17 protein-coding genes, 1 tRNA gene and 1 pseudogene are annotated in these 15,983 nt (G+C 71.2%); 9 read left to right on the top strand and 10 right to left on the bottom strand.

The features are described 5' to 3' along the window. Window positions 1-483, top strand: a pseudogene (locus tag ACH4TV_RS20515) (hypothetical protein); the annotation flags it as partial. A gap of 309 nt (window positions 484-792) precedes the next feature. Here the strand turns inward: ACH4TV_RS20515 and ACH4TV_RS20510 are convergent. Further along, window positions 793-866: transfer RNA gene (locus tag ACH4TV_RS20510), tRNA-Pro, on the bottom strand. A 101-nt stretch (window positions 867-967) separates the two neighbouring features. On the opposite strand from ACH4TV_RS20510, the gene ACH4TV_RS20505 reads away from it, so the two are divergent. Together ACH4TV_RS20505 and cobF are read left to right on the top strand one after the other, a co-directional pair. Continuing rightward, window positions 968-1,501 (top strand): DUF309 domain-containing protein, encoded by a 534-nt coding sequence (locus tag ACH4TV_RS20505; protein ID WP_398399992.1) that lies wholly within the window; start codon window positions 968-970, stop codon window positions 1,499-1,501. 47 nt (window positions 1,502-1,548) lie between these two features. Further along, the gene (gene cobF, locus ACH4TV_RS20500; RefSeq protein WP_398399990.1) at window positions 1,549-2,322 is read left to right on the top strand and encodes a precorrin-6A synthase (deacetylating); all 774 of its coding nucleotides are present in this window, start codon (window positions 1,549-1,551) and stop codon (window positions 2,320-2,322) included. A 199-nt stretch (window positions 2,323-2,521) separates the two neighbouring features. Here the strand turns inward: cobF and ACH4TV_RS20495 are convergent, their stop codons facing one another. After that, a complete protein-coding gene (locus tag ACH4TV_RS20495) occupies window positions 2,522-3,301 on the bottom strand; it encodes a sulfite exporter TauE/SafE family protein (RefSeq protein ID WP_398399988.1) in 780 nt (259 codons plus the stop codon). A gap of 185 nt (window positions 3,302-3,486) precedes the next feature. On the opposite strand from ACH4TV_RS20495, the gene ACH4TV_RS20490 reads away from it, so the two are divergent. The 4 genes from ACH4TV_RS20490 to ACH4TV_RS20475 all read left to right on the top strand — a co-directional run bounded on the left by ACH4TV_RS20490 (window position 3,487) and on the right by ACH4TV_RS20475 (window position 6,220). Beyond that, entirely contained in the window at window positions 3,487-4,335 is an 849-nt protein-coding gene (locus tag ACH4TV_RS20490; RefSeq protein WP_398399986.1) for a lysophospholipase, read from the top strand. Window positions 4,336-4,440: 105 nt separating this feature from the next. Beyond that, window positions 4,441-4,674 (top strand): WhiB family transcriptional regulator, encoded by a 234-nt coding sequence (locus ACH4TV_RS20485; RefSeq protein WP_398399984.1) that lies wholly within the window; start codon window positions 4,441-4,443, stop codon window positions 4,672-4,674. 68 nt (window positions 4,675-4,742) lie between these two features. Beyond that, the gene (locus ACH4TV_RS20480) at window positions 4,743-5,225 is read left to right on the top strand and encodes a Dps family protein (protein WP_398399982.1); all 483 of its coding nucleotides are present in this window, start codon (window positions 4,743-4,745) and stop codon (window positions 5,223-5,225) included. A gap of 143 nt (window positions 5,226-5,368) precedes the next feature. Then, on the top strand, window positions 5,369-6,220 hold the full coding sequence (locus tag ACH4TV_RS20475; protein WP_398399980.1) for an SAM-dependent methyltransferase: 852 nt from the start codon (window positions 5,369-5,371) through the stop codon (window positions 6,218-6,220). A 46-nt stretch (window positions 6,221-6,266) separates the two neighbouring features. On the opposite strand, the gene ACH4TV_RS20470 is transcribed toward ACH4TV_RS20475, so the two are convergent. The 8 genes from ACH4TV_RS20470 to ACH4TV_RS20435 all read right to left on the bottom strand — a co-directional run bounded on the left by ACH4TV_RS20470 (window position 6,267) and on the right by ACH4TV_RS20435 (window position 14,582). Next, window positions 6,267-6,956: an SDR family oxidoreductase gene (locus ACH4TV_RS20470; protein ID WP_398399978.1), complete on the bottom strand. Its 690-nt coding sequence runs from the start codon at window positions 6,954-6,956 to the stop codon at window positions 6,267-6,269. Next, window positions 6,953-7,867: a cupin domain-containing protein gene (locus ACH4TV_RS20465; protein WP_398399976.1), complete on the bottom strand. Its 915-nt coding sequence runs from the start codon at window positions 7,865-7,867 to the stop codon at window positions 6,953-6,955. Before ACH4TV_RS20465 ends, ACH4TV_RS20470 begins: the two co-directional genes overlap by 4 nt. Then, window positions 7,864-9,234: an amidohydrolase family protein gene (locus ACH4TV_RS20460; protein ID WP_398399974.1), complete on the bottom strand. Its 1,371-nt coding sequence runs from the start codon at window positions 9,232-9,234 to the stop codon at window positions 7,864-7,866. Before ACH4TV_RS20460 ends, ACH4TV_RS20465 begins: the two co-directional genes overlap by 4 nt. 32 nt (window positions 9,235-9,266) lie before the next feature. Beyond that, the gene (locus ACH4TV_RS20455; protein WP_398399972.1) at window positions 9,267-10,280 is read right to left on the bottom strand and encodes an alpha-ketoacid dehydrogenase subunit beta; all 1,014 of its coding nucleotides are present in this window, start codon (window positions 10,278-10,280) and stop codon (window positions 9,267-9,269) included. Continuing rightward, window positions 10,268-11,248 carry a thiamine pyrophosphate-dependent dehydrogenase E1 component subunit alpha gene (locus tag ACH4TV_RS20450; protein WP_398399970.1) on the bottom strand — a complete coding sequence of 327 codons (981 nt, stop codon included), beginning with the start codon at window positions 11,246-11,248 and terminating at the stop codon, window positions 10,268-10,270. Before ACH4TV_RS20450 ends, ACH4TV_RS20455 begins: the two co-directional genes overlap by 13 nt. Further along, the gene (locus ACH4TV_RS20445; protein WP_398399968.1) at window positions 11,248-12,582 is read right to left on the bottom strand and encodes a M24 family metallopeptidase; all 1,335 of its coding nucleotides are present in this window, start codon (window positions 12,580-12,582) and stop codon (window positions 11,248-11,250) included. The genes ACH4TV_RS20450 and ACH4TV_RS20445 overlap by 1 nt, the downstream gene beginning before the upstream one ends. Window positions 12,583-12,634: 52 nt before the next feature. Continuing rightward, on the bottom strand, window positions 12,635-13,279 hold the full coding sequence (locus ACH4TV_RS20440; RefSeq protein ID WP_398399966.1) for a helix-turn-helix domain-containing protein: 645 nt from the start codon (window positions 13,277-13,279) through the stop codon (window positions 12,635-12,637). Window positions 13,280-13,415: 136 nt separating this feature from the next. Beyond that, window positions 13,416-14,582, bottom strand: coding sequence for a sensor histidine kinase (locus ACH4TV_RS20435; protein WP_398399964.1), 1,167 nt, complete (start codon window positions 14,580-14,582; stop codon window positions 13,416-13,418). Between the two features lie 153 nt (window positions 14,583-14,735). Between ACH4TV_RS20435 and ACH4TV_RS20430 the strand changes: the two genes are divergently transcribed. Continuing rightward, window positions 14,736-15,104 (top strand): DUF4333 domain-containing protein, encoded by a 369-nt coding sequence (locus ACH4TV_RS20430; RefSeq protein WP_398399962.1) that lies wholly within the window; start codon window positions 14,736-14,738, stop codon window positions 15,102-15,104. 65 nt (window positions 15,105-15,169) lie between these two features. After that, on the top strand, window positions 15,170-15,856 hold the full coding sequence (locus ACH4TV_RS20425; RefSeq protein ID WP_398399960.1) for an ABC transporter ATP-binding protein: 687 nt from the start codon (window positions 15,170-15,172) through the stop codon (window positions 15,854-15,856). The last annotated feature ends 127 nt before the right edge of the window (window positions 15,857-15,983 follow it).

Here is a 15,983-nt window from a genome sequence, read left to right as displayed (position 1 = left end):
GGCGCCGACGGTGCCACCGGCCCGACCGGACCTGCAGGCGCCGACGGTGCCACCGGCCCGACCGGACCTGCAGGCGCCGACGGTGCCACCGGCCCGACCGGACCTGCAGGCGCCGACGGTGCCACCGGCCCTGCAGGCGCCGACGGTGCCACGGGCCCGGCCGGCCCGACCGGCCCGACCGGCCCCGCGGGTGTCGACGGTTCCGTGGGCGCCACCGGCCCCACGGGCGCCACTGGCCCCACCGGCCCCGCCGGACCGGTGGACGCGCAGATCTTCTCCCAGGACTTCAACGTCCTGTTGGGCGTCAACGCGTCCTACAACTCCCCGTCATGCCCGGTCGGCACCACTCCCATCTCCGGAGGACTGTCTGCCACTGGCCTCGCCACCATCCTCGGGCAGACCTACCCGAACGGAGACCACTGGACCGTGACCGCGACGGCGGGTCTCGCCACCACCATTACGGTCTACGTGGTCTGCAGCTGACCACACACCTCACGACCGCCTTTTGCATATGAGTCCCCGTCGGCTTTCCGGCGGGGACTCATGCGCGCCGAGTTCCGCCTTGCTCGGTGCGGCGGAGGAGTCGCCTTCGCATTCCGAGGCGAGTGATCGCGCCGAACGGGTCGGCGGGGCGCCGCCCTCCGGGCAGCGTCACCCCAAGCTCCCTGCCGAGCTCGACCGCGGTGGCCCACTGGCATGGCCAAGGGGGCTGTCCCCCGTTTGGTCCCCAAAAACGATCTGGGGCCGTTTCAGATTGCTCTGAAACGGCCCCAGATCTACGACTCTCACGAGTCGGGACGACAGGATTTGAACCTGCGACCCCTTGACCCCCAGTCAAGTGCGCTACCAAGCTGCGCCACGTCCCGGTGCGTTGTCCCGCGGTTGCCCCGCGTGACCACGCGAGCAGAACCTTACCCCACGTCAGGGGTGGCCCCGAAGGCAGCCGGGGGCGCGCGACAATCGGTGTATGGGCAGCGCATCGGAGGATCGGGCAGCAGTCGGCCGGCGGGATCGGGACGAGGAGGGACGGGCACGCAACGCGCGGCCCCGGGACGGGCTCGGGCGCCCGCTGCCGTACGGCGAGCACGGGGTGGACCGGCAGCCCGAGGGGGTCGTACGCCGCCCGGAGGAGACGGTCGCCGAGGCGCAGGCGCTGCTCGACGCGGGGAAACCGTTCCACGCGCACGAGGTCTTCGAGGACGCCTGGAAGGCGGGCCCCGAGGAGGAGCGTGCGCTGTGGCGGGGGCTCGCGCAGCTGGCCGTGGGCCTCACCCATGCCGCACGCGGGAACGTCACGGGCGGCGCCCGGCTGCTGCGGCGCGGGGCCGGCGCGATCGAGGAGTGGACGGGCGTACGTCCTCGGACGCGGTCGTACGGGATGGATCTCGCCGGGGTCGTCGTCTGGGCGCGGGAGCTGGCGGCGGAGGTGGAGCGCGAGGCCTCGGCCGTCGACGCGGGGGCCCGGGCGCCGCGGCTGTCGGGCCGTGCCGTCGGCGGCTGACCCGGTCCGGCGGTCGCGTTGTCAGTGGTGTGCGGCAGACTCGGGGCGTGCGGAAGATTCATGTCATCGGTATCGGCTCGGGCGACCCCGACCAGCTCACCCTGCAGGCGGTCAGGGCGCTGCGGAGCACCGACGTGTTCTTCGTCCTCGACAAGGGCGAGGTGAAGTCCGACCTGGTGCGGCTGCGCCGGGACCTGCTCGACACGCATGTGCCGGAAGGGACGTACCGCCTGGTCGAGGCGCGCGATCCGGACCGGGACCGGACGGCCGGGGGTGCCGCGTACTCCCCTGCCGTCGGGGACTGGCGCAGTGCCCGCGCCGGGATCTACGAGCGGCTGATCATCGAGGAGCTCGGCGCGGACGAGAGCGGGGCGTTCCTGGTCTGGGGCGATCCCTCGTTGTACGACAGCACGCTCGGGATCCTGGAGGAGATCCTCGGGCGGGGTGCGGTGGAGTTCACGTATGACGTCGTGCCCGGCATCAGCAGTGTCTCCGCGCTCGTCGCCCGTCACCGCACGGGGCTGAACCGGGTGGCGCGTCCCGTCCAGATCACCACCGGGCGGCGGCTGGCCGAGGGGTTTCCGGCGGGCGTCGACGACGTGGTGGTGATGCTGGACGCCCATCAGGCCTTCCGGGAGTACGCCGACGAGGACATCGACATCTACTGGGGTGCCTACATAGGCACCCCGGACGAGATCCTCGTCTCGGGGCCGATAGCCGAGGCCGCGCCCCGTATCGAGCGGCTGCGCGCGCAGGCCCGTGAGCGCAAAGGCTGGATCATGGACACGTACCTGCTGCGGCGCCACCCCGAGCGGCCGTAGGCGGGGCACCCGGGCGGACCGTCCCGCATGCGGGGGTGGTCCGGCGGTGTGATCGTGACCTCGTGACAGTCGCCGAGGACACCGCACCGCCCGTCGCCGCGCTGCCTCCCGTGCTGGACCGCCGTCGCCGCAACGTCGTCTTCGTGACGGTGATGCTCGGCATGCTGCTGGCCGCCCTGGACCATCGTCCCAGACGTCGTCAGCGGAGCAGCAGTTGCGCTCCGCCGACCACCGTCGCCGCGATCACCAGTTGCTCGAACAGTCGCTGGTTGATTCGGTTCACAGCCCATTTGCCGAGAAACGCCCCGGGCACCACGAACACCACGAGCGCGGCGTCAAGCAGCAGGGAACGGCCGTCGATCAGGCCGAGGCCGGCGCTGAAGGGCACCTTCGAGACGTTCACGATCAGGAAGAAGAACGCCGACGTCCCCAGGAATCCGAGCTTCCGGAACCCGGCCGACAGGAGATACATCGACATGACGGGGCCGCCCGCGTTGGCGACCATCGTCGTGAAGCCGCCGAGGACACCGTACGAGCGGGCCTTGAAGCGGCCGGCGGGCGTACTCACGGCATCCGGCGCGTCCTCCTCCGCCGCCTCCGCCCGCCGTCGGCGCCACACCGTCACCCCGGCCATCAGCAGCAGGATGGCCCCGATCGACGTCCGTACGGCCTCGTCGCCCGCCCACACCAGGAACACCGTGCCGACGACCACACCCACGGCGACCGCCGGGAACAGCCGCCACAGCGTCGGCCAGTGGGCGTGTCTGCGGTAGGTCAGGACGGCGAGGACATCGCCCGCGATCAGGATCGGCAGCAGTACGCCGGTGGACTCGCGGGCGGGCAGGACGGCCGCGAAGATCGCCAGGCTGACCGTGTTGGCCCCGCTGACGGCGGTCTTGGAGAAGCCGACGAGCAGCGCCGCGGCGGCGAGGGCGGCGAATTCCCAGTGCGATATGTGCCAGAGCGTCATGGTGTTCATGCGGAGACCGATGCTATGCCCACCCAACTGGCGCCGTAAGGAGCGTCTCGCCAGGTGACCCCTGCCCCACGCCGACCGTCCGGCTCCGGACGCCCGAGGACGGCTGACGCGTCACCGTGGACCCGCCCGCCCGGCCCCTGCGAAGATCCCCGCAGACCCTCACCGACGCAGCCGGAGGAGCAGCCATGGCCGAGTCCCGCGAGCACGTTCTCACTGGAACGAGGGGCCCGATCGCCGTACGCGAGTGGCCCTTTCCCGCCCCCGGTGATGCCGACCGTCGGGACGAGCCGCCCCGCTACCTCGTCCTTCTCTCGCACGGATACGGCGAACACGTGGGCCGGTACGAGGAACTGGCCGGCGTCCTCGTGGCGCACGGCGCGACCGTCCTGGGCCCCGATCACCGGGGACACGGCAGGTCGGCGGGCGAGCGGGCGGTGATCGAGGACTTCGAGGACGCCGTCACTGATCTGCATGCCGTCGCCGACCTCGCCCGGGGCGCCCACCCGGACGTTCCGGTGGTCCTGATCGGCCACTCCGCCGGCGGTCTGGTCGCGGCCCGCTTCGCGCAGCGGTACGGCGACGAGCTCGCCGCGCTCGTCCTGTCGGCGCCCGTGCTCGGCAGCTGGGACGTGCCGGGGCGGCTGCTCGCGCTCGACGAGATCCCCGACCGGCCCATCAACCCGGCCGCGCTGTCCCGCGACCCCCAGGTGCAGGCGGCGTACACGGCGGACCCGCTGGTCTGGCACGGTCCGATGAAGCGGCCGACCCTTGAGGCGTTCGTACGGACCATGGAGACCGTGGCGAAGAGCGGTGACGTCGGACCGGTGCCGCTGCTGTGGCTGCACGGTGACGACGACCGGCTCGTTCCGCTCGCCGGGAGCCGCGCCGGTGTCGAGGAGTTGCGCGGCACCGACTGGACCGAGCGGATCTTTCCGGGAGCCCGGCACGAGGTCTTCCTGGAGAGGGACAAGGCGGCGGCCTTCACCGAACTGACCTCGTTCGTGGACCGCGCACTGGCGCCCCGGGCCGGTTGATCACCCTCCCCCGCTGCTGACCGCTCATCGCCCCTGCCGCCACCCGGAGCCGATTCCGTCACGTTTCCGCCCATCCGTCCTGGGCACCCGCGCCCCATGGAGTGGATGCGACGAGCAGCCTGCGCGGGAGAGGACCCGGAACTGTTCTTCCCCGTGGGCACGACGGGGCCGGCGCTGCGGGACATCGCCGCCGCGAAACGCGTGTGCGCCCGCTGTCCGGTGAGCCCGCAGTGCCTGGACTGGGCCCTGCGCAGTGGACAGACCTCGGGCGTGTGGGGCGGCACCTGTGAGGAGGAACGCGCCGCACTGCTCCGTACCGCGAGAGAGCGGGTCCGGTAACGGGAGAGAGGCCCGGGCCCGCGACACCGGTCCGGGTGTCCGGGCCGCGTCACGAGGAGGAACACCGTATGACTGTCATCAAGAGCAGCCTGCCCGAGTCGGAGCGCCGGGTCACCGGCGACGCCCTCCAGGAGACCCTGGTGGATCTGCTGGGGCTGTCGCTGATCGGGAAGCAGGCCCACTGGAACATCGTGGGGCCGCGGTTCCGTTCGATCCACTTGCAGCTCGACGAGGTGGTGTCGGCGGCCCGCGCGTTCTCCGACACGGTGGCGGAGCGTGCGGCGGCGCTCGGCGTCCCGCCCGACGGCCGCCCCGAGACCGTCGCCTCGTCCCTCGCGCTCCAGGGGCCGAAGGACGGCTGGCTGCGGGACACGGAGGTCGTCCAGCTCGTCGCCGAGGCCCTGGACACGTCGATCGGGCGCCTGCGCGAACGCATCGCCGCGACGGAGAAGGCCGATCCGGTCACCCAGGACCTGTTGATCGGCATCACGGCCGAACTGGAGAAGCAGCGCTGGATGTTCGACGCGGAGAACTGGCCGCGCGGCGACTGAACGGTTCGCGAAAGCGGTACGGCCAGGCAGCCTGAACGGGTGTGCGAGGAAGGTGGGCGGCGCGCTCGGTGATCGTGCAAAACTGCTCGCACATCCGATCGAGCACACCAGTCGAGCAGCCTTGCCGAGCAGAGGAGCGCCGTATGACCGGCACCGAGCCCGTCCCCCACCGGAGCAGCGAAGCCGGAACCGACCGGACGGGCCGGAGCACCCGCATCGACACCACAAAGCCCCATCCGGCACGGGTCTACGACTGGTTACTCGGCGGCAAGGACAACTACCCGGTCGACGAGCAGCTCGCCCGGCACATTCTGAAGAGCGACGGCGGAGCCACCCGGGCCGCGCGCAGCAACCGCTGGTTCATGCAGCGGGCCACCCGATGGCTCGTCCGCGAGGCGGGCATCCGCCAGTTCCTCGACATCGGCACCGGCATCCCCACCGAGCCCAACCTCCACCAGATCGCCCAGGGCGCCGCTCCGGAGGCGCGGGTCGTGTACGTCGACAACGACCCGATCGTCCTCGCCCACGCCGAGGCGCTCTTGCGCGGTACCCCGCAGGGCACGACGGAGTACATCCAGGCGGACGCCCGCGAACCCGCCGAGATCCTCGAACAGGCGGGCCGCGTACTGGACTTCGGCCAGCCGGTCGCCCTGTCGCTGATCGCCCTGATGCACTTCATCGCCGACGAGGACGGTGCCTACGACCTGGTGGGCACCCTGGTCGACGTACTGGCGCCGGGCAGTCACCTCGTCCTCTCCGCGATGACGGCCGACTTCGAGCCGGAGGACGTGCGGCGCGGCATCGAGATGTACGCGGCCGGCGGGGTGACCCTCGTGGGCCGTTCGCACGCCGAAGTGGGCCGTTTCTTCAAGGGACTCGACCTGGTGGAGCCGGGCATCGTCTCCGTCCCGGACTGGCACCCCGAACTCGCGGAGGGCGAGACCCACCTCGGCGACGGCCCCGTGTCGCTGTACGCGGGCGTGGCCCGTAAGTAGCCCTGGGCACAGGCTCGTTGGCGCACCCACGGGAGGCCGCCGTGGGTCATCCCAGCAGCCAGCCCCCGTCGATGTTCAGGTCGATCGCGTTGACGGACCGGTTGCGCAGCAGGAAGTCCACGGCGTCCACCACGTCGGCCATCGTGGCGAGTTGGCCGGCCGGCGTCCGGGCGCGCAGGCCCGCCAGCACCTCCGCCGGTTTGTCGCGCCAGTAGGGGCTGTCGCCGACGACCCCCGGGTGCACGGCGTTGACCCGGATCGGCGCGAGTTCGACGGCGAGGGTCCGGACGAGGCCGGTGACGCCCGCGTTGACGGTCGCCACCGTGGTCGCGCCCGGGTACGGCCGCTCCTTGGCCTGGCCGCCGAACAGCACGATGGCACTGGTGTCGTGCAGGCGCGGCCGCAGGGTGTGCACGACCTCGGTGTAGCCGACGAGTTTGAGGGTGACGAGATGGAGGGCCGCGTCGATGTCGTACGCGGTGACCCGGTTCTCGTCCCGTGAGACGCCCGCGAGGACGAGATGGTCGACCTGCTCCACATCGGCGAGCGCGGCGGCGATCTCCCGGGGCCGGGAGAGGTCGAGGGCCAGGCCCCGGGCGCCGATCTCCTTGGCCACCGCGTCGGCGCGACCGGCATCGCGGCCGGTGAGGACGACCTCGTCGCCGCGTTCGACGCGGGCGCGGGCGAACTCACGGCCGATTCCGGACGTACCGCCGACGACGACCACACTACTCATGCCTGTTCCTCCCCATTTCCCGTGTCGCGCAGTACGTCCGCCAGGTGGTCCCAGTCCCGCGTGAACCGGTAGGAGTGGCGCGGCGGTGGCTGCGGGGCCTGTGTCTCCAGCCAACGGACGGGTCCGTCACCGGCGTTGGTGAAGCCGTGCACACAACCGGCGCCCGCCCAGGCGGCGTCGCCGGGGCCGAGCCGGTGGCGTTCGCCGTCGAAGGTGGCGTCGACGAGGCCTTCGAGGATCAAGTAGGTCTCCTCGAAGGGGTGATCGTGCGTTCCGGCGACGCCGTCGGGCGCGTACCGCACCATGAACATCGTCGAGGCGACCGCGCCCAGGTCGCTGTCGACCATCATCTTCACGGTGATCCCGCTGTAGACGAGCAGTGCGGTACGCATGCTCGCCGACACCGCGAGGAGGTCCTGGGACTGTTTCCCCGGGTCCATCTGTGCGGGCTCGAAGTGGCCGAACAAGCGGGTGCGCGGGTCGCGTACGTCGATCCGGACAGGCGCGCGCTCCGGCAGCGCGGGCACGGCCCAGGTGTCGTACCCGTACCGGGCGCGTGGCACGGGCGCGAGCATGTCGGCCCAACGGGCGCCCGTCTCCACGGAGTTGATGTCACCCGCGCCGCGCCAGGCATGCGGGACGCCCGTCGGGAGGAGCCCGTAGTCGCCCTCTTCGAGAAGGTACGAGCCCTCGGGCACGTCGAGGACCACGCTCCCGTCGAGCACATGGAAGCTCTCCTCGTACGAATGCACGTGGGCGCCCACCACACCGTCCGGCCGTAGCTCGCAGACCCCGAAGCCGGTGTGGACGCTCCCGTCCTCCTCGCCGATGACCGTGCGGCGCCGGAACCCACCGCTGTCGTACGGGAGTTGCGGCGCGTCCGCCGCGCGCCGCACCACGAAACCCGTCATGCCCCGTTCCTCGCCGCCTTCGCCGCGTTCTGCGCCTTCGCGGCCAGCAGCCGGTCGCGGGACTCCTCGACAAGCCGTCGGGCCCGTCCGGTGTCGGCGAGCAGCGTCCCGTCGCGCTTGAGCACGACGCCGTCGACGAGGACCGTCTCGACGTTGGACACGTCCGCCGACAGGGTCACGGCAGCGGTGGCGTCGTGCACCGGCGCCATGTTCAGCGCCGTCGCGTCGAGTGCGACGACGTCGGCGCGCTTGCCGGGGGTCAGGGAGCCGGTGCGGTGTTCGAGGCCCGCGACATGGGCACCGTTGACCGTGGCCAGCTCCAGCATCTGACGTGCCGTCAACATCGTTGCGGGGACGGGGACATCGGCCTCCCAGCACTCGGCGTTCAGGCGGGCCCGCTCGGCACCGAAGGCCGCGCGGATCTGGGTGAACATGTCGCCGGGCACGGTGGTGACGACGTCGATGCTGAGCGACGGCCGCAGTCCGTGCTCGATCGCCTTCATGACGGGCGGCCAGCCGTGCCCCATCTGCGTCTCGACCTGCGGCGCGATCGACACCGTACCGCCGCTGTCGGCGACCATCCGCCACTCCTCCTCGCTGAGGTAACAGCAGTGGATGTAGGTGGTATCGGCGCCCAGCAGGCCCAGCTCGTGGAGCTGCTTGACCATGCCGAAGCGGCCCGCGAGGCGGCCCATGGCGACGTGCACGGTGATCGGGATGTCCAGTTCGCGGGCGAGGGCCCATTCGGCGGTGACGACGTCGTTGGTGCAGAAGCCGGGGCCGCGCGTGGCCAGCGCCATCGTCAACAGGCCGTCGTCGGAGGCGAAGTGGTTCGAGCGGATGCGTCGTACGTCGTCACCCGGTATCGCGATCTTGCTCTCGAACCAGTAGTCGGCAAGGGAGGTGTTGGCGCTGCCGTAGGCGTACTGGGCGCGTATTCCGGTCTCCGCCAGGGCCCGTACGGCGGCGTCCGGATGCTCGGGTGTGTTGTTGATGTGGGACCAGTCGACGAGCGTGGTGATGCCGGCGTTGACGCATTCCAGCGCGCCCGCGAGGTTGCCCGCGTACACGTCGTCGGGGGTGTAGACGGGGGCGAATGTGTCGAGGACGTCCACGAAGTAGTCGTCGAGGGTGGCGTCCGGGGCGCAGCCGCGGATCGGCGCCTCCCAGGTGTGGCGGTGGGTGTCGACGAAGCCGGGGATCACGATGCGGCCCGTCATGTCGAGCACTTCGGCGTCCGCGCTGATCTCGCGTTCGACCGCCGTGATCCTCCCGTCCTCGATCAGGACATCACCCTGGGGCAGTTCCCCGATGTCGGGGTCCATGGAGACCACATGGCCGGAGCGCAGAAGCAGACGATCGGTCATCGCCTTTCCTCCCAGGGAAGTCGGTACGGGATTCAGTAGGCCGCGAGGGCACGCACGGCCGTCACGACCTTGTCCACGGTGGGGATGACGCGCTCCTCCAGCGCGTCGGCGAACGGCAGCGGGACGCATTCCCCCGCCACCCGCCGCACCGGCGCGTCGAGCAGTCCGAACCCCTCGTCAGCGACGACGGACGCGAGCGTCGCGCCCCATCCGCCCTGGTACGGGTTCTCCTCGACAATCGTAAGTCGCGAGGTCCTGCCCAGCGAGGCGAGAACGGTGGCGACGTCCAGCGGTACCAGGCAGCGCAGGTCGACGACCTCCGCGTCGATACCCTCCCCGGCCAGCTGTTCGGCGGCGGCGAGCGCGACCGGAACCATCGAGGCGAGGGCCACCAGCGTGATGTCGGCGCCCTCGCGGACGACGGCGGCCTTCCCCAGTTCCACCACATGGCCGGGCGGCGCGGGTGCGCCCTTGCTCGCGAAGAGCCCCTTGTGCTCGAAGAAGACCACGGGGTCGTCGCTGCGGATGGCGGACGCCATCATGCCGATAACGTCGGCAGGCGTCGACGGTGCCGCGATCTTCAGCCCGGGCACGGTGAACGCCCAGTTCTCGGTGGCCTGCGAGTGCTGGGCGCCGAAGCCGAGTCCGCCACCGTTCGCCGTGCGCACGACGAGCGGCACGGTCACCTGACCGCCCGTCATATACCGTACTTTCGGTATCTCGTTGGCGAGGTAGTCCCAGCAACAGGCGAGGAAGTCCGAGAACATGATCTCGGCGACCGGCCGCATCCCGGTCATGGCGGCGCCCATCGCGGCACCGACGATGGCCTGTTCGGAGATGGGCGTGTCCCACACCCGCGCGGGTCCGAACTCCTCGAACAGCCCGGCGGTCGTCTTGAACACCCCGCCGGCCGCACCGATGTCCTCCCCGAGGCACACCACCGCCGGATCGCGCCGCATCTCCCGCGCGATGCCCTCGGCGACCGCCTCGCGGTAGGTGATCTGCCGTTGGGCTGACGCTTCTTGAGTGGCCGTCAGGTTCGCCATGCCGCACCCCCGTCCGCCCATACGTCGGTCAACGCCTCGCCGGGATCGGGCCCGGGCGCTGCTTTGGCGGCCTCGACTGCCGCCCGTACGACGTCACTTGCGCGCTTGTCGGCGGCGGTGATCGCCTCGGACGGCACGCCCAGTTCGGTGAGCCGGCCGCGTGCGAGGTCCAACGGGTCGTGCTTGAGCCAGCGTTCGACCTCCTCGGCCGGCCGGTAGGTCGCCGGGTCGGCGCGGCTGTGCCCGTAGTGGCGGTAGGTCTCGGCCTCCAGGACGGCGGGCCCGTCTCCTGCCCGGGCCCGCCGCGCCAGACGGTCCACCGCCTCCTGGACGAGCACCACGTCGTTGCCGTCGACGACCTCGCCGGGAACGCCGTACGCCGGGGCCCGGTCGGCGGCCGGCCGGGGAACCGCCGTGACGTCCGCGATCGCCGTGTACTCCATGTACAGGTTGTTCTCGCAGACGAACAGCACGGGCAGTTTCCATACGGCCGCCAGGTTCAGCGCCTCGTGGAAGGCGCCGATATTGGTCGCGCCGTCGCCGAAGAAGGCGACCGCGAGCTGGTCGGTGCCCCGCAGCCGTGCCGACCAGGCGGCGCCGACCGCCATCGGCAGATGGGCGCCGACGATGGCGTACGAGCCGAGCATGCCGGCGGACGCCTTGGTGAGGTGCATGGAGCCGCCCTTGGCCTTGCAGAGCCCGGTGGCGCGGCTCATCAGCTCGGCGAGGCACTCCTCGGGAGTGGCGCCGCGCGCCAGGGCGTGGTGGTGCCCCCGGTAGGTGGCGAAGACGTAGTCGTCGTCGCGCAGGGCGGCGCTCGCACCGACGGCGATCGCCTCGTGGCCTGCGGCGAGATGGGTGGTGCCCTTGACGAGGCCGGACAGGAACAGATCGTGGGCGGCCTTCTCCGTACGGCGGATGACAGCCATCTGCTCGTACAGCGCGAGGAGTTCGTCCCGGGTGACCATCAGCCGCTGCCGTTCCCGCGCGTGTTGAGGTGCGACTGGGACTCGCGCCGGGTGTTGAGTTCGCCGCCGACCGTCCAGTACTTGCGGCCGGCCACCAGGAGTTCCTCGGCGGGGAACTTGGTGATGACCTCGCAGCCGTCGGCGGTGACGACGATCTCCTCCTCGATGCGCGCCGCCGTCCAGCCGTCCGCGGCAGGCCAGTAGGTCTCCAGCGCGAACACCATGCCCTCTTCGAGGACTTCGGGGTGGTCGAGGGAGACGAGGCGGCTGAAGATGGGCTTCTCCCAGATGGACAGCCCGACCCCGTGGCCGTACTGGAGGGCGAAGGCCGCCGTCTCGTCCGGGAAGCCGAACTCCTCGGCGCGCGGCCAGACTTCGACGATGTCGGCGGTGGTCGCGCCCGGCCGGACGAGCGCGATGGCCTCGTCCATGTACTCGCGGCAGCGGACGTACGCGTCGCGCTGGGCGAGGGAGGCGCTGCCGACGGCGAAGGTGCGGTAGTAGCAGGTGCGGTAGCCGAGATGGCTGTGCAGGATGTCGAAGAAGGCGGGGTCGCCGGGGCGGATCAGACGGTCGCTGAAGACGTGCGGATGGGGTGAACAGCGTTCCCCGGAGATGGCGTTGACACCTTCGACGTACTCGCTGCCGAGGTCGTACAGGACCTTGCTGACGAGTCCGACGCACTCGTTCTCGCGGACGCCGGGGCGGAGGTAGGCGTACAGCTCCTCGTAGGCCGCGTCGACCATCGAGCAGGCCTGGGTGAGCAGGGAGATCTCGTCCAGGGTCTTGGTGCGGCGGGCCTCCAGGAAGACCTGCTGGCCGTCGACGACGTCGATGCCCTCGGCGCGCAGGGCCATCAGGATCGGCATCTCGGCGAGGTCGACGCCGAGCGGTTCGTCCGCGAGACCGTGGGCGCGCAGCTCGGTGGCGATCTTGCGGGCCACGTCCTCGGCGATGCCCGCGTCCGGGTGGAAGGCGCCGCGCAGCGTGGAGATCCCGGCGCGGGCGCCGGTGGGCGGGCCGTCCTTGCCGTCGCTGTAGTCGAGCCAGGGGTTGTAGAGCTGGTGGTGGCGGGCGGCTGAGCCGAAGTCCCAGAGGACCGGTTCGCCGCCGCGCACCAGCAGGGCGAAGCGGATCAGCTTGTCCATGGCCCAGGTGCCGATGTGGGTGGACGTCATGTAGCGGATGTTGGCGAAGTCGAAGCTGAGGACGGCGCCCAGCTCGGACCGGTTCAGGGTCTGGTGGAGCCTGGCCAGCCGCTCCCTGCGCAGCCTGTCCAGGTCGACGCGCTGTTCCCAGTCGACGGCGTTGGGTCCGAAAGTGCGGATCGCCATGGCGACCACCCCCACTTCGGAGTGAACGACTCCACGGCGCGGGTGTCAACCTCTACTGAACACTCTGACTGAACACGAACCACACCCCGACAGCCGGTTCCGCGCTGTCGTTGCGGTACCGGTGCGGGGTCGTCGACTCGAAGCACACAGCATCGCCGGGCCGCAGAGTGTGCTCGTCGAAGCCGAGAGTGAGGACCAGTTCGCCGGAGGTCAGATAGCCGTACTCGGTGCCCGCGTGCCGCATCAGCCCGCCGCCGCTCGACGACGAGCCGCCGGGCCGGTAGGTCACCAGCAGGAAGTCGACATCCGTCCCCGGAACATGCCCGAGCCGCTCCCACACCACCCCGGAGTCGAGCTCGATCGTCTCCCGCTCACCCGCCCCCACCAGCGGACCGATGCGTCGGCCGGGGTCGGCGGCGAAGGCTGCGAGGGCGTGCAGAACCGTGGCGCCGACAACCGTCGAAGGTGTCTGCACGGCGTCCGGCGCCCCCTCGAAGAGCGACTCGACGGAGATGCCGAGGGCCGTGGTGATCGCGTACAGCGTGCTGACGGACGGCTGGCTCTTGCCGGTCTCGATCTGGGAGACGAGACTGGCGGAGACCCCGATCTCCCGCGCGAGCCCCCGCAGACTCACCCCGCGTTCGAGGCGCGCCTGCCGGATCCGCGCACCGACGGGCGGCACGGCGGCAGGTGACACGGGCGGCTCCTCCCAGTCCCGGTCGACTCCCGGTTCGGTTCCGGTTCGCTTCCGTTCGCTCCCGATGACGTTCAGTGCCATTGAACAGCAGATCTCGGCCACGCCACCAGAGCCGCCACCCGTGGGCTCCGCCGCGTCAGGCCTTCCCCATGGGGAACAGCGCCCGCACCTCCCACCCCTCCGGCCGGTCGGCGCGTGGCCCCACGCGCAGGTCGCCGCCGAGTGCGGTGACGCGTTCGGTGAGGCCGACGAGGCCGAAGCCGCCGCCGTGTGCGGCGGCCGGGAGCTGGGTGCCGCCCCGCCCGTCGTCGGTCACGCCGACCTCCAGCCGGCGGCCGTCGTGGCGGAGCCGGACGGTGACCTCGGTGGCGTCGGCCGCGTGCCGGCGTACGTTCGTCAGCGCCTCCTGCACCACCCGGAACGCGGCGGCCTGCACCTCGTGCGGGAGATCGTCCGGTACGGCGGGGTCCCGGTCCAGGGTGACGTGCTGGACCGGGCTCGCGAAGCCGGCCGTCAGTTCCGCGATGCCGGCCAGGTCGCCGACGGGCCTGCGGTCGGCGGCGTCCGGGCCGGTGTCGCGCAGCACGCCCACGGTCCGGCGCATCGACGCCAGCGCCTCCGTGGCCGCGCGTTCGATGCCCGCCAGGACGGTGTCGAGGTTCTCCGGCTGGGTGGTCGCCATCATGCGGGCCACCTGGGTCTGGACGAGGATGCCGGTCACGTGGTGGGCGACGAAGTCGTGCAGGTCGGCGGCGATCGCGACCCGTTCCGACCGCCGGGTCGCACTGACGGCCACGGCCCGCCGGTAGTCCTGCGAGCGCAGGAACGCGGCGAGACCGGCGACGGCTCCGATCACGAGGAGTACCACCACCGTGAAGTCCGGCAGGCTGGACAGGTCGTCCTGGTAGGAGCGCGCGGGCGCACCGAGCAACGCGACGCCGTTCAGGATTCCGCAGACGACGGCCCAGGGCTGGGGACAGTGCCGTACCGCGGTGAACAGCAGACACAGCAGGACAATTGCCTCGCCCGGGATGAACGAGTCCTGCCGGCTCGGCAGCAGCGAACCCACCGTGAACAGCAGCGAGGCGACGGCCGGTGCGCCCGTGCGCAGCTGCGGGGTGAGCCACTCCGGCCGCCGCCGGGCCGGCCAGAGCAGGGCGGCGAACCCGAGAGCCAGGACAACCGCGTGGGGCCAGATCGCGGAGTCGTTCGCCTCCGCGACGACCAGGTCGACGATCCCGGCCATGACCAGGAGCGCGATGACGAAAGCCCGGGAGCAGGTGCGGGGCGAATCCGATGTCATGCCGATCACCGTATGGCGGGGCGGCGGCGCCGGGATCGGCCGAATGGTCGAGGGCCGGGCCGCGAAGGGTGACCGGACGGCCGAGGCGCGCGCCCGTTCCCGCGGGACAGAGTGGAGCCACTTCCCACCCCGCCCCACCTTCAGGAGTACGAGATGCAGCGCAAGGCCCTCATCAGCGTGATCGGCGGAGCGACCGCCGCGGTCGCCCTGGCCGGCGTCGGAACCTATCTGATCTCGGGGACCGAGTCGACGACGTCGTTGGACAAGTACACGACGGTGTCGGTGGACGGTCACAAGGCCCTGTCGGGCGACATCGTCGCGGGTCGCGCCCAGAGCAAGTTCCACCCCATCCCCTGGGTGGGCACGGAGGTCTCCCGGGTGTCCTGCCCGACCGGGCTCAAGGCCGTGGCCGGCGCGAGCATCACGTGCACGGGCCGCACCGGCAAGGGCAAGGACATCGACATACCGGTCACGGTGGTCAAGGCGACGGACACCTCCGTGACCTGGAAGTTCGACCGCTGAGCCACCGGAGGGACAGCACCGGACACCAGGAACCACCAGGCAGGACCGAGGAGAACGAGAAGATCATGAGCACCGTCCTGGCCGGTATCGGCCTCACCAAGAAGTACGGCGCCACCATCGCGCTGCACGGCGTGGACGTGAAGGTCGGCGTCCGCGAGTCGCTGGCGATCATGGGTCCGTCGGGGTCGGGCAAGTCGACCCTCCTGCACGCCCTGGCGGGAGTGGTCCGCCCGGACGGCGGCGAGGTGCTGCTGCAGGGCGAGCGCATCGACAGACTGGGCGAGAACCGGCTGAGCGAGCTGCGTCGCAAGCGGTTCGGATTCGTGTTCCAGTTCGGCCAGTTGCTGCCCGAACTGCCCGCCGAGGAGAACATCGCCCTGCCGCTGATGCTGGACGGCATGCCCCGCGCCCGTGCCGTCTCCCTCGCCCGCCGCTGGTTCGCTCCGCTCGGCCTCGACGGTCTGGAGAAGCGCCGCCCCGGTCAGCTGTCCGGCGGCCAGGCCCAGCGCGTCGCGATAGCCCGCGCCCTGGTCGTCCAGCCGGACGTGGTCTTCGCCGACGAGCCGACCGGCGCGCTGGACCAGGTCACCAGCGAGGAGGTCGTCCGGCTGCTCACCTCTGTCACCCGTGAGCAGGGCGCCTCCCTGGTGATGGTCACCCACGACCCGGATGTCGCCGCCCACTGCGACCGCATCCTCCAGGTCCGCGACGGCCGCGTCACGGGGCACCAGCAGTACACGGTCACTCCGTGACCCATCACCCCCTGACCTCGGCGACTCCTGAACCCGACGGCCTCCGACTCCGGCAGCCCCTGAACCCGGCAGCCCCTCAACCTGGCGGCCCCTGAACCCGGCAGCCCCTGAACCCGGCACCCCCCGG

The organism is Streptomyces sp. NPDC020898 (genome assembly GCF_044333925.1).
Taxonomy (GTDB): domain Bacteria; phylum Actinomycetota; class Actinomycetes; order Streptomycetales; family Streptomycetaceae; genus Streptomyces.
This window is presented reverse-complemented; position numbering and strand designations above follow the sequence as displayed.

What these genes read in the sequence shown, in the direction of transcription:
- ACH4TV_RS20435 (WP_398399964.1), bottom strand. Translation starts at nt 14,582, where the DNA reads ATGACATCGGATTCGCCCCGCACCTGCTCCCGGGCTTTCGTCATCGCG.
- ACH4TV_RS20505 (WP_398399992.1), top strand. Translation starts at nt 968, where the DNA reads ATGGGCAGCGCATCGGAGGATCGGGCAGCAGTCGGCCGGCGGGATCGG.
- ACH4TV_RS20425 (WP_398399960.1), top strand. Translation starts at nt 15,170, where the DNA reads ATGAGCACCGTCCTGGCCGGTATCGGCCTCACCAAGAAGTACGGCGCC.
- ACH4TV_RS20465 (WP_398399976.1), bottom strand. Translation starts at nt 7,867, where the DNA reads ATGACGGGTTTCGTGGTGCGGCGCGCGGCGGACGCGCCGCAACTCCCG.
- ACH4TV_RS20430 (WP_398399962.1), top strand. Translation starts at nt 14,736, where the DNA reads ATGCAGCGCAAGGCCCTCATCAGCGTGATCGGCGGAGCGACCGCCGCG.
- ACH4TV_RS20495 (WP_398399988.1), bottom strand. Translation starts at nt 3,301, where the DNA reads ATGAACACCATGACGCTCTGGCACATATCGCACTGGGAATTCGCCGCC.
- ACH4TV_RS20445 (WP_398399968.1), bottom strand. Translation starts at nt 12,582, where the DNA reads ATGGCGATCCGCACTTTCGGACCCAACGCCGTCGACTGGGAACAGCGC.
- ACH4TV_RS20450 (WP_398399970.1), bottom strand. Translation starts at nt 11,248, where the DNA reads ATGGTCACCCGGGACGAACTCCTCGCGCTGTACGAGCAGATGGCTGTC.
- ACH4TV_RS20475 (WP_398399980.1), top strand. Translation starts at nt 5,369, where the DNA reads ATGACCGGCACCGAGCCCGTCCCCCACCGGAGCAGCGAAGCCGGAACC.
- ACH4TV_RS20485 (WP_398399984.1), top strand. Translation starts at nt 4,441, where the DNA reads ATGCGACGAGCAGCCTGCGCGGGAGAGGACCCGGAACTGTTCTTCCCC.
- ACH4TV_RS20490 (WP_398399986.1), top strand. Translation starts at nt 3,487, where the DNA reads ATGGCCGAGTCCCGCGAGCACGTTCTCACTGGAACGAGGGGCCCGATC.
- ACH4TV_RS20480 (WP_398399982.1), top strand. Translation starts at nt 4,743, where the DNA reads ATGACTGTCATCAAGAGCAGCCTGCCCGAGTCGGAGCGCCGGGTCACC.
- ACH4TV_RS20460 (WP_398399974.1), bottom strand. Translation starts at nt 9,234, where the DNA reads ATGACCGATCGTCTGCTTCTGCGCTCCGGCCATGTGGTCTCCATGGAC.
- ACH4TV_RS20455 (WP_398399972.1), bottom strand. Translation starts at nt 10,280, where the DNA reads ATGGCGAACCTGACGGCCACTCAAGAAGCGTCAGCCCAACGGCAGATC.
- ACH4TV_RS20470 (WP_398399978.1), bottom strand. Translation starts at nt 6,956, where the DNA reads ATGAGTAGTGTGGTCGTCGTCGGCGGTACGTCCGGAATCGGCCGTGAG.